Here is an 11797-nt window from a genome sequence, read left to right on the forward strand (position 1 = left end):
TGACTGCCTTGTTTTGAGATGAAAGTAATAATGATTACTTCGAAAGAAAAATTCAACGCTCGATTTTGTAAATGCGACAATAGGCACAAAGGCCTGGTCGTATCAGATCCCGATAAAAGGAAGGCAACGCTATGCTTGAATCGGTAGGCATGTTGGAAAAAGGGCTTCGGATGGTGCTGAAGCCCGGATGTCGGCGCTACGTTGTGGTGCCACTGCTGCTTAATCTGGTGGTGTACAGCCTGCTGATTGGCTGGCTCTTTACCCAGTTCGGCGGTTGGATGGACTACTGGATGGCGCAGGTGCCAGCGTGGCTTTCATGGCTTGAGTGGTTGATCTGGCCGTTGGTGGTGGTCTCGCTGCTGATCGTCGCGTTCTATACCTTCAACCTGTTTGCCACGTTGATCGCGGCGCCCTTTTACGGCTTTCTTGCCGAGCGTCTGGATGAAGAACTGACGGGGCGCCCGATCAATGACTCGAGAAGCCTAACGCGCCAGGCTCTCGATAGCCTTGGGCGAGAACTCAAGAAGCTTGGGTACTTCCTGCCTCGCGTGGCAGTTCTGATCGTGATTGGGTTCATCCCCGTCATCAATGTGGCAGCCCCCTTTCTATGGGCACTCTTTTCGGCCTGGAGCATGGCGATTCAATATCTGGATTACCCGATGGACCTTCATCGCGTCAGCTTTACCGACATGCGCGGCCGCCTTCGAACGAAATGGTGGCAATCCCTGACGTTTGGTGGCGTCGTCACACTTGGGCTCATGATTCCGTTGGTGAATCTTTTGATGATGCCGGCGGCGGTCGCCGCTGCGGTCATGATGTGGAACCGGCATTACTGCGCGCTGCTTCCTCACGATGCCAAGTCGGTACAAAAGAGCGCGCGATGATCAGGCTTTGATTAGGGGCTACCGCCGCACCGTGGCCAGCCCCTTTCCAAGGCGATACTGGAATGATTACCGGGTCGGCGCAGCGGCGGTGCTGCGCCGAATTACCAGCCGATGGGGAAGCGTTTGATGAGGCGTTACGTCTCTCTTGCCTTCGATGACCTCAATCAGCCGGGCAACGGCTTCCTGGCCGAACCGTTCGGCCGGTTGCGAGATGGTGGTAAGCGGCGGGTCGATGAATGAGGCAAACTCGATGTCATCGAATCCCGCGACCGAGATGTCCCCCGGTACGCGAAGCCCGGCTTCCTTGAAATACTGAACGGCGCCAATCGCCATTTCATCGCTTTCGCAGACGACCGCTGTTGGGCGGTTTGCATGATCGACCAGGTGCCTGGCGGCCTCGAACCCGGAGCGCGGGGTGAAGTTGCCGGGCAGAAACAGGTCGGGGTCGGCCTCGAGTCCTGCGGCCTCGAGCGCCTCTTGATAGCCTGCATTTCGTTCTCGAGTCAGAGGGCTCTGGCCGGGGCCCTGGATCATCGCGATACGGCGATGGCCCAGCTCGATAAGATGCCGTGTCAGCTCGTAGGTGGCGCCACGGTTATCGATGCCAACGGTCGGGCACGGGGCGTTATCCAAAAGCTCACAGGCGTTGACCATGGGAGGGGTGGGGCCGTCGCCTGAAAACGGATTGAACGCGCGTAGCTGGATTATCCCATCCGCCTGTCGCGACGACACAAGCCTTGCATAGTCGCGCTCAATCTCATCCTGCCCTTGGGTATTGCACAGCAGCACGCTGTATCCGGCCTTTCGCGCCGTTTCCTGAATGCCGCTGATGACGCGGGCATAGAATGTATTGGCAATTGTTGGCACCAGCACGACCAGGTTATGGGTGCGCTGTGAGCGAAACTTGACGGCCATCTGATTGGGTCTGTACCCCGCGCGTTCGACCGCATCGAGCACCTTGGCACGCGTTTTGGGTGAGACCATCTCGGGTGTAGCCAGACTCCGTGACACCGTCGCGACCGAGACCCCGGCAAGCTCGGCTACCTTGCGAATATTAGACATGAAAGCCGCCTGCGTTCACTGCATTTCCCCACGTGCGAGCCATTGATTTCCGTTCAGGACAAGCTTAACGGATTTCAGGGTGAGGCTCATAGATTCCACGCCGACGCCTGAAGCGTCAACTTTGGTCTGATTGACCAGTTTGCTGTTGAAAACCTAAATTCTACCGCATTGTAACCGGTTACAATTTCATTTTAAGGGGCCGGACTCAAACCCGCACGCCCCGATTGAGCTCAACGGAGAACAATGATATGGCGCAACCCTTGGTGCCTGTTCGCATGGGAATGATTGGTGGCGGTGACGGCGCTTTCATCGGCAAGGTGCATCGACTGGCCGCGGCGCTAGATGGGCACATTGAGCTGGTCAGTGGCAGTTTCAGCCGAACCGACGATAACAATCGCCGTACCGGCGCCTTGTGTGGGCTTTCTCCTGAGCGAGTACACACCGATTGGCGTGCGCTTCTGGAGGCCGAGCGCCACCTTCCGGAAGATCAGCGTATGCAGATGGTCGCGATCGTGACTCCGAATCATCTGCATGTGCCCATGGCGGTTGCTGCACTCGAGGCCGGGTTTCATGTGATGTCGGAAAAACCGGCGGGCCTATCACTTGAGCAGACTCAGGCCTTGCCACAAGCCCTTGCCGACAGTGGGCGTTTGTATGGTCTGTCGCACACCTATCTGGGCTATCCGATGGTGTGGCAGGCCAGGGATATGGTTGCGCGCAATGAACTCGGGGCGCTTCGAAAGATTCATGTCGAGTACCCGCAGGGGTGGCTTGCCGATCAGCCCGAGGCGCAGGGCAACAAGCAGGCCGCCTGGCGGACTGATCCTGCATTTTCCGGGGCAAGCGGATGCATGGCAGACATCGGCACCCATGCGTTCGGGCTGGCCGAGTTTGTCTCTGGGCATCGCATCGATGCCCTGTGCGCCTCGCTCGGCATTCACGCCGAGGGGCGCCAACTCGATGACGACGGCGATGTGTTGTTCAAAACCGCAGAAGGGGCCAGCGGGACATTGACCGTGAGCCAGGTCTGTACCGGTGAAGAGAATGGCCTGCGTCTGAGAGTCTACGGCGAGGCCGGCAGTCTCGAGTGGCGCCAGATGGCGCCCAATAGTTTGATTCATCGCCGTGCACAGGCGCCGATGCAGATTTTTAGAGGCGGCATCGACCAACCCGGTCTGTGCGATGAGGCCAAGCGTCGCTTTCGTCTACCGGGCGGGCATCCGGAAGGGTATCTGGAGGCCTTGGCCAACCTCTACAGCGATTTCGTACACGCCATCCGTGCTCAAAAAACACACGACGCCGAGGGCGTGCCAACGCTTTCGTCAGGCCTTCGCGGCATGGCGTTCATCGAGGCCGTCACCGCCAGTCAGCGAAGCAGTGAAAAATGGACATCGGTAACCGATACAGACGCGTACCTCGAGGCTCAGCGTCGCCAAGCGACCCAGGGAGAATAACGTCATGACACAGGAAACGTCTCAAGGCATGCGCGGGCCGGGTCTCTTTCTGGCCCAGTTTTTGGATGAGGCTGCCCCGTTTGATCGGTTGGACACCCTGACCGAGTGGGCGGCAGAGAAAGGCTACCGCGGCGTTCAGATTCCAAGCGGAGATGCGCGCTGTATGGATCTGACACTTGCCGCCGAAAGCCAGACGTACTGCGACGAACTCAAGGGCACCTGTGAGGCCGCGGGCGTCGAGATCACCGAGCTGTCGGCTCACATACAGGGTCAGCTGGTCGCAGTTCATCCGGCCTGCAATGAGCTGTTCGATACCTTTGCCCCCAAGGCGCTTCAGGGGAACCCCAAGGCACGGACCGAATGGGCGGTCGAACAGATGCACCTGGTCGCCCGTGCAAGCGAGCGGCTGGGACTGACCTCGGCGGCGGCGTTTTCCGGTGCGCTGCTTTGGCCCTTTCTTTACCCGTGGCCTCAGCGCCCACCCGGACTGGTGGAAGAGGGGTTTGCCGAACTGACAAAACGATGGCGGCCGATTCTGGATCGCTTCGATGAGGCCGGTGTGGATCTTTGTTTCGAGCTGCACCCCGGTGAAGATCTGCACGATGGCGCAACGCTTGAGCGGTTTCTGGACGGCGTCGATCACCACCCTCGAGCCAAGATCCTGTACGACCCGAGCCATCTGCTGCTTCAGCAGCTCGACTACCTCGGATTTATCGACCGCTATCACGACCGCATCGGCATGTTTCACGTCAAGGACGCTGAATTCCGGCCTGATGCTCGAAGCGGCGTCTATGGCGGGTATCAGGACTGGATCGACCGTCCGGGCCGATTTCGCTCGCTTGGCGACGGTCAGATCGATTTCAAGACCATTTTCAGCAAGCTGACCCAGTACGGCTATGACGGCTGGGCGGTGCTCGAGTGGGAATGCTGTCTGAAAGAGGCCACGCAAGGGGCGGTCGAAGGCGCGGACTTCATCAAATCCCACCTGATTCAGCGCGCCGAGAAGGCGTTCGATGATTTCGCAGGCGGAGAAAGCAGTCCTGCGCGTAACCGGCGGCTGCTCGGGCTGGACGCTGCCAACTGACCTGGGCGTTCGCCCCTTGACCAACACTACAACAGAGAGGCTACGGCATGATTCGATCCAGGCTCGGCATCATGATGTTTCTGCAGTTCTTTATCTGGGGCGGCTGGTTCGTCACGCTCGGGACCTTCATGGCCAACAATCTCGAGGCCACCGGCGGTGAGATTGGCATGGCGTTTTCGACCCAATCCTGGGGCGCAATCATTGCTCCCTTTATCATCGGATTGATTGCCGACCGCTACTTCAATGCCGAACGCATTCTCGGCGTGCTTCATCTGGCCGGCGCCGCCTTGATGTTCGGCCTATACACATCGACCGACTTCTCGACGTTTTACCCGCTCGTGCTTGCCTACATGGTGCTCTATATGCCAACGCTTGCGTTGGTCAATTCGGTATCGTTTCGGCAGATGGAAGACCCGGGCCGCGAGTTCGCGCGTATTCGCGTATGGGGCACGATTGGCTGGATCGTGGCAGGTCTGATGATCAGCTTCGTATTTTCATGGGATTCCACGGCCGCCATCGAGGCGGGTCTTCTGCGCTACACCTTTCTGATGTGTGCCATCGCCTCCCTTGCGCTCGGCTTGTATAGCTTCACCCTGCCAGCGACACCCCCGGTGGCTGGCGGTGGTGGGCTTCGAGAGGTGCTCGGGCTCGATGCGCTGACGTTGCTCAAGGATCGAAACTACGCGGTGTTTTTCATGGCCTCGATTTTGATCTGTATACCGCTTGCGTTTTATTACCAGAACGCCAATCCGTTTCTGGCTGAAATCGGGGTCGAAAATCCGACGGGCAAGATGACGCTGGGTCAGATCTCGGAAGTGTTGTTCATGCTGCTTTTGCCGGTATTCATTCAGCGTTTTGGCATCAAGATCACGCTGTTGATCGGCATGCTGGCCTGGGTCGTACGGTATGTGCTGTTCGCGTTCGGCAACGCCGACGACGGGGTCATCTTGCTACTGATCGGGATTGCCCTGCACGGGGTGTGCTACGACTTCTTCTTCGTCTCGGGGCAGATCTATACCGACAAGCGGGCCGGTGAGCGTTTCAAGAGTGCAGCCCAGGGCATGATCACGCTTGCAACCTACGGCGTGGGCATGCTGATCGGCTTTTGGGTGGCCGGCCAGGTCACCGAGCGGTTCGTGGCGGCGGATGGCCATGACTGGCAAGGCATCTGGTTGTTTCCTGCATGCTTCGCACTCGGCGTGCTCGTACTGTTTCTGCTTTCGTTTCGAAACAAGCAGTAGCGGCGTTTATTAACGTTGGGTCTTTGGGGGCGGGCGTAGTGCAAGTTATTTACTCGCCTTTGGTCGAATAGAGACCAAAGTGTGCTGCGCTTTGTCAGACAAATGCGCTATCGATTATAGGCGGGGTCATAGATAAGACGGATAAAACATGGCCCTGACCGATAGGATTCTTCGATGGGAGCAGCTCATGGCAAGACCGACCGACGACGCCAGCCCCTGGCAGGCGATTCAACGCAACCCGACCTTTCAAACCCTGGTTGAGCGCCGCGGGCGCTTCGCGACGCGACTGTCGCTGATCATGATGGCGCTGTACTTCACCTTCATCCTGTTGATCGCCTTTGCACCGGGGGTACTTGGCATGCCGCTCGGAAGCGGGACGGTCATCACCCTCGGTATCCCGATCGGGCTTGGCCTGATCGTGGTGGCGATCGTGTGCTGACCGGCATATACGTGCGCCGCGCCAATGGGGAGTTTGACCGGCTGACCGCCGAGATTCTGGACGACGTCAAGAAGCAGCGCATCGGGGGTGGGCAGCGTGATTAATCGACAACGTCTTTTATGGGCTCTGTGGCTGGTGGTGGTCGGCGCGCTGGTACTGACACCGCAGATCGTGTTTGCCGACGCCATCACCGGGTCGGTCGAGAAGCGCAGCATCAATGTCTCGGCCATCGTGCTGTTTTTGGTGTTCGTGGCGGCAACGCTTGTGATTACGTGGTGGGCATCGAAACAGAACCGCACCGCGTCGGATTATTACGCCGCTGGCGGCAAGATCACCGGCTTTCAGAACGGGCTGGCGATTTCGGGCGATTTCATGTCGGCGGCGTCCTTTCTGGGCATCTCCGCGCTGGTGTTCACCTCGGGTTACGATGGGTTGATCTACTCGATGGGCTTTCTGGTCGGCTGGCCGATCATCATGTTCCTGATCGCCGAGCGACTGCGTAATCTGGGCCGCTATACCTTTGCCGATGTGGCCTCGTTTCGCCTCGGCAAGCGCCCCGTGCGGACGCTCTCGGCGTTTGGCTCGCTTGCGGTGGTGGCGCTTTATCTGATTGCGCAGGTGGTCGGGGCGGGCAAGCTGATTCAGCTGCTGTTCGGGCTCGATTACGTGATCGCGGTGGTCGCGGTGGGCGTGCTGATGGTGTGCTACGTGCTGTTCGGCGGCATGCTGGCGACCACCTGGGTTCAGATGATCAAGGCCGCGATTTTGCTGTTCGGCGCGACCTTCATGGCGTTGATGGTGCTGGCGCACGTGGACTTCAGCCTCGAGGGCCTGTTCCAGCAGGCGGTCGATGTACACGACAACGGCGCGGCGATCATGAGTCCGGGCGGGCTTGTGGATGACCCGATTTCGGCGATTTCGCTGGGCCTTGCCTTGATGTTCGGCACCGCCGGGCTTCCGCACATTCTGATGCGCTTTTTCACCGTGAGTGACGCCAAGGAGGCGCGCAAGAGCGTGTTCGTGGCGACCGGTTTCATCGGCTACTTCTACATTCTGACCTTCATCATCGGCTTCGGCGCGATCATTCTGGTCAGCACCAACCCGACCTTCATGGACGACACCGGGGCGATCATCGGCGGCACCAACATGGTGGCGGTGCATCTGGCCGAGGCGGTCGGCGGCAGCCTGTTCTTGGGCTTCATTTCCGCAGTGGCCTTCGCGACCATTCTGGCGGTGGTGGCGGGGCTTGCGCTTGCCGGGGCATCGGCCATCTCGCATGACCTCTACGCGGGCGTCCTCAAAAATGATAACGCCGATGAAGCGAAAGAAGTGCGGATCTCCAAGATCACCGTGCTGGTGCTTGGGGTGGTGTCGATCGTTCTGGGGATTGCGTTCGAAACCCAGAATGTCGCCTTCATGGTGGGGCTTGCGTTCTCGATCGCGGCGAGCTGTAACTTCCCGGTGCTGCTGCTGTCGATGTACTGGAAGCGGCTCACGACCCGCGGGGCGGTGATCGGTGGCGGGCTGGGGCTTCTGACCGCGATCGCGCTGGTGATTCTTGGGCCAACGGTGTGGGTGCAGGTGTTCGGCTATGAAAACGCGATCTACCCCTACAAGTACCCGGCGCTCTTCTCGATGGCGGTCGCGTTCATCGGTATCTGGCTGTTCTCGATCACTGATAACTCGGAGCGGGCGCGGCTTGAGCGTGAGGCGTTCGACGCTCAGTTCGTTCGCTCCCAGACCGGGCTTGGCGCCCACGGCGCGGTCGATCACTGAGTCGTTTCAAGGCCAGTGGCGGCGCCCCTTCGGGGGCGCTTTTTTTTGGGCGCGCGCCGTGCGTGAGTGGCGCCCCCTGCCCGGGGGTTATAGGGTGACAGGACTGAACCGCACCAATCCACGATTCACATTCACGATTCACGATTCACGATTCACGACCCGGCGAGACGCCGAGGGGAGCGCCCATGACTCCGCAGGACCTATTGGCCGAACTGGTGAGCTTTGACACCGTCTCGCGCCATTCCAATCTCGAGCTGATCGAGTACATCGAGCGTTATCTGAATGCGTTTGGGGTGACCAGCCAGCGCATCGAAAGCGATGACGGCACCAAGGCCAATCTCCTGGCCCGCATCGGGCCGAACGTCGAGGGCGGGGTGGTGCTGTCCGGCCACACCGACGTGGTGCCGGTCGATGGCCAGCCGTGGTCGAGCGAGCCGTTCACGCTGACCGAGCGTGACGGCAAGCTCTACGGGCGCGGCAGTTGTGACATGAAAGGCTTTATCGCCTGCGCGCTGGCCGAGGTGCCAACGTGGGTGACGCTTGATCTGGCCCGGCCGATCTGGCTGGCGTTTTCCTATGACGAGGAAGTCGGCTGTGTCGGTGCCCCTCGGATGATCGAGCGTCTGGTCGCCGAGTGCCCGCGCCCGGCCGCGGTGATTGTCGGCGAGCCGACGATGATGCGCCCGGTGACGCAGCAAAAGGGCATTACCTCGCTTCGAACCACGGTGACCGGGGTCGAGGCGCACTCGAGCCAGGTCGATCAGGGCATCTCCGCGATTCACGTTGCGGCGCGGCTGGTTGCGAAGATCGAGGACATCATGGTAGAGCGTCAGGCGGCCGGCTGCTGCAACGAGGCGTTCAATGTGGCGCACTCGAGCCTGCACGTCGGCAAGATTCAGGGCGGCACCGCGATCAACATCATGGCGCGCGAGTGCAGCTTTGACTGGGAAATTCGCCACCTGCCGGAAGAAACGTTCGAGGCCGTGTTCGAACACGTGCGCGCCTACAGCGAGTCGCTCGAGTCGACGCTCAAGGCGCGTGACGCGCGCGCAGCGATTACCACCGAGTTTCTGACGCACACCGTGCCGGGGCTTGCCGGCAGCGAGAACCTGCGGGCGATCGCGCTGTGCGATGCACTCCTTGGCAAGACGCCACTCGACGCGGTGGCCTATGCAACCGAAGCCGGCCAGTTTCAGAACGCCGGCATCGAGGCGATTATCTGCGGGCCCGGCAGCATCACACAGGCGCACCAGCCCGATGAGTACATTGCCTGCGAGCAGCTGGCACTCGGCGCTGACTTCATACGCCGTCTTGGCCCGCACCTGACCGAGACGCCTGCATGACGAGTACGCCGTGAGCGCCTTCGGAGGTGATAAGCATAAAGGTGATAGACATAGAGGTGATAGACATAGAGGCGATAAACATCAGGCATAAAAAAACGGCCACCCCGGATGGGGTGGCCGTTTCGTTGATACGCAAGGTTTGGCTCAGCACTCGACGGCGTTGACCGCCAGACCGCCCTTGGACGTTTCCTTGTACTTGTCCTGCATGTCGCGGCCGGTATCGCGCATGGTGCGGATAACCTTGTCGAGCGAGATGAAGTGCTGGCCGTCGCCACGAAGCGCCAGCTGAGCGGCGTTGATCGCCTTGACGGTCGCGATGGCGTTGCGCTCGATGCAGGGCACCTGCACCAGACCACCGACCGGGTCGCAGGTCAGGCCAAGGTTGTGCTCGAGGCCGATTTCCGCGGCGTTCTCGACCTGCTCGGGCGTGCCGCCCATCACTTCGGCAAGCCCGGCCGCAGCCATGGCGCAGGCCGAACCGACTTCACCCTGGCAGCCGACTTCGGCGCCGGAGATGGAGGCGTTTTTCTTGCACAGTACGCCGATCGCGCCGGCGGCGAGCAGGAAGTCGACCGCATCACGCTCGCTCGCGCCCTGCTGGAACTTCATGTAGTAGTGCAGTACCGCCGGGATGATGCCGGCCGCGCCGTTGGTGGGCGCGGTGACCATGCGCCCGCCCGCGGCGTTTTCTTCATTGACGGCGAGGGCGAAGATGTTGACCCACTCCATCGCCGAGAAGGTGGAGGCGATCAGGCACGGATCGTTTTCCGCCTTTTCAAGCCGCTGGTGCAGGGTGCGGGCGCGTCGGCGCACGTTAAGCCCGCCCGGCAGAATGCCTTCGTTGGTTAGGCCGTTCTGAATGCAGTCGCACATGGCGCCCCAGATGGTCCAGAGCTTGCTGCGCACTTCTTCTTCGCTGCGCCAGACCAGCTCGTTGGCCATCATCAGCTCGCTGATGCGCATGTTGTGCGTCTTGCAAAGATCCAGCAGTTCGACGGCGGTGTCGAAGTTGTAGGGCAGTGTCACGTCGGTATCGAGCGGTGTGTCACCGGCCTGGGCCTGAGCTTCGTCGATGATGAAGCCACCGCCGATCGAGTAATACGTGTTTTCGTACAGCAGGTCGCCGTTCGCGCCGTAGGCGTGCAGCGACATTGCATTTGGGTGGTAGGGCATCGGGTCATCGAAGAACTGCATGTCCCGCTCCCATACGAACTCGGCCGTGGTCTCACGACCGAGCTGCAGCTGGCCATCGGCCTTGAGCGCGGCGATGGACGGATTGATGATGTCCGGATCGATGCTGTCGGGGCGCTCGCCCATCAGGCCCATGATCACGGCGTTATCGGTGCCGTGACCTATGCCGGTCGAGGAAAGCGAGCCGAAGAGCTTCGCTTCGACGCGGTGGACGTCCTGCAGCAGGTGCTTCTCCCGCAGGGTCTTTTGATAGTCGAAGGCCGCTTGCATCGGACCAACGGTATGAGAACTCGAGGGCCCGACACCGATCTTGAACAGTTCGAATACGCTGATTGGCATTGAAACCTGCTCCTGTCTTGTTATCACCCGCTACCGCGTAGGTAACGGGCCGAATGAGCGGAGAGCGGCGCGTCTGCGCCGTCAGTGTTTTAAAATCACGGTCCGTCCGGCGTGCAGGAACACACGCCGTTCGATGTGGTACCCAATGGCGCGCGCAAGCGTCAGACACTCGACGTCGCGGCCCTTGACCACCAGGTCCTCGGGGTAGTGAGCGTGATCCACGGCATCGACCCCTTGGGCGATGATGGGACCTTCATCCAGATCGTCGTTGATGTAGTGCGCGGTGGCACCCACCAGCTTGACGCCCTTTTCATAGGCTTGGTGATACGGCTTGGCGCCTCTGAAGCCGGGGAGCAACGAGTGATGAATGTTGATGGCTCGGCCGCTTAGACGGTGGCAGAGCTCCGGCGACAGCACCTGCATGTAGCGCGCAAGCACCACCAGTTCGGCATCGACCTCATCGATCAAGGCCCGGATGCGCGCTTCCTGCGCCCGCTTGGTGTCGGGCGTGACCGGGAAGTGGTAATAGGGCAGCCCGTGCCACTGGGCCAATGGCTCGAGGTCTGGGTGGTTCGAGACAATGCCCTTGATGTCCAGCGGCAGCTGGCCGGTGCGGTGGCGATAGAGCAGGTCATTCAGGCAGTGATCGGCCTTGGAAACCATGATCAATGTCTTGACCCGCTTGTCGGCGGGCGTCAGTTCGAACGTCATGGCAAAGGGCGCGGCGCGCTCTGAAAAGGCCGTTTCGAACTCGGCCTGATCGAAGGTTGCCGTGTCGTCTGCGGTAAACGCCGCCCGAATGAAGAACCGGCCGGCGCGCGGGTCATCGAACGAGCTGATTTCGGTGATGTAGCAGCGTCGCTCCTTGAGAAAGCGGGTCACGACATCGACCGAACCGAGCTGGCTTTCGCACTGCGCTGACAGTATCCAGGTAGACGCTTTTGCCGTCATGACGCTTCCACTCCTTGCCAAAACGCCGCTGTG

Annotated in this window: 10 protein-coding genes; 7 read left to right on the forward strand and 3 right to left on the reverse strand. The window is 60.3% G+C overall.

Annotated elements, in window-relative coordinates; all coding sequences use genetic code 11:
* Positions 1-131: 131 nt before the first annotated feature.
* On the forward strand, positions 132-884 hold the full coding sequence (cysZ, locus tag NAT23_RS13635; protein ID WP_251929175.1) for a sulfate transporter CysZ: 753 nt from the start codon (positions 132-134) through the stop codon (positions 882-884).
* Between the two features lie 66 nt (positions 885-950).
* On the opposite strand, the gene NAT23_RS13640 is transcribed toward cysZ, so the two are convergent.
* Positions 951-1946, reverse strand: coding sequence for a LacI family DNA-binding transcriptional regulator (locus NAT23_RS13640; RefSeq protein ID WP_251929176.1), 996 nt, complete (start codon positions 1944-1946; stop codon positions 951-953).
* Between the two features lie 248 nt (positions 1947-2194).
* Here NAT23_RS13640 and NAT23_RS13645 point away from each other — a divergent pair, with 248 nt between their 5' ends.
* The 6 genes from NAT23_RS13645 (at position 2195) to argE (ending at position 9283) form a co-directional block, all read left to right on the forward strand.
* Positions 2195-3400 (forward strand): Gfo/Idh/MocA family protein, encoded by a 1206-nt coding sequence (locus NAT23_RS13645; RefSeq protein WP_251929177.1) that lies wholly within the window; start codon positions 2195-2197, stop codon positions 3398-3400.
* A gap of 4 nt (positions 3401-3404) precedes the next feature.
* On the forward strand, positions 3405-4484 hold the full coding sequence (locus NAT23_RS13650; RefSeq protein ID WP_251929178.1) for a sugar phosphate isomerase/epimerase family protein: 1080 nt from the start codon (positions 3405-3407) through the stop codon (positions 4482-4484).
* 47 nt (positions 4485-4531) lie between these two features.
* Positions 4532-5725 carry a nucleoside permease gene (locus NAT23_RS13655; RefSeq protein WP_251929180.1) on the forward strand — a complete coding sequence of 398 codons (1194 nt, stop codon included), beginning with the start codon at positions 4532-4534 and terminating at the stop codon, positions 5723-5725.
* A gap of 187 nt (positions 5726-5912) precedes the next feature.
* Positions 5913-6164, forward strand: coding sequence for a DUF485 domain-containing protein (locus NAT23_RS13660; RefSeq protein ID WP_433962203.1), 252 nt, complete (start codon positions 5913-5915; stop codon positions 6162-6164).
* Positions 6165-6260: 96 nt separating this feature from the next.
* Positions 6261-7940, forward strand: coding sequence for a cation acetate symporter (locus NAT23_RS13665; RefSeq protein WP_251929182.1), 1680 nt, complete (start codon positions 6261-6263; stop codon positions 7938-7940).
* Between the two features lie 185 nt (positions 7941-8125).
* Positions 8126-9283 carry an acetylornithine deacetylase gene (argE, locus tag NAT23_RS13670; protein ID WP_251929184.1) on the forward strand — a complete coding sequence of 386 codons (1158 nt, stop codon included), beginning with the start codon at positions 8126-8128 and terminating at the stop codon, positions 9281-9283.
* A gap of 144 nt (positions 9284-9427) precedes the next feature.
* Here argE and NAT23_RS13675 read toward each other — a convergent pair whose 3' ends face one another.
* Positions 9428-10813 carry an L-serine ammonia-lyase gene (locus tag NAT23_RS13675; RefSeq protein WP_251929186.1) on the reverse strand — a complete coding sequence of 462 codons (1386 nt, stop codon included), beginning with the start codon at positions 10811-10813 and terminating at the stop codon, positions 9428-9430.
* A gap of 81 nt (positions 10814-10894) precedes the next feature.
* Positions 10895-11764: a formyltetrahydrofolate deformylase gene (purU, locus tag NAT23_RS13680; RefSeq protein ID WP_251929188.1), complete on the reverse strand. Its 870-nt coding sequence runs from the start codon at positions 11762-11764 to the stop codon at positions 10895-10897.
* Positions 11765-11797: the final 33 nt, after the last annotated feature.

The organism is Larsenimonas salina (assembly GCF_023736155.1).
Classification (GTDB): domain Bacteria; phylum Pseudomonadota; class Gammaproteobacteria; order Pseudomonadales; family Halomonadaceae; genus Larsenimonas; species Larsenimonas salina.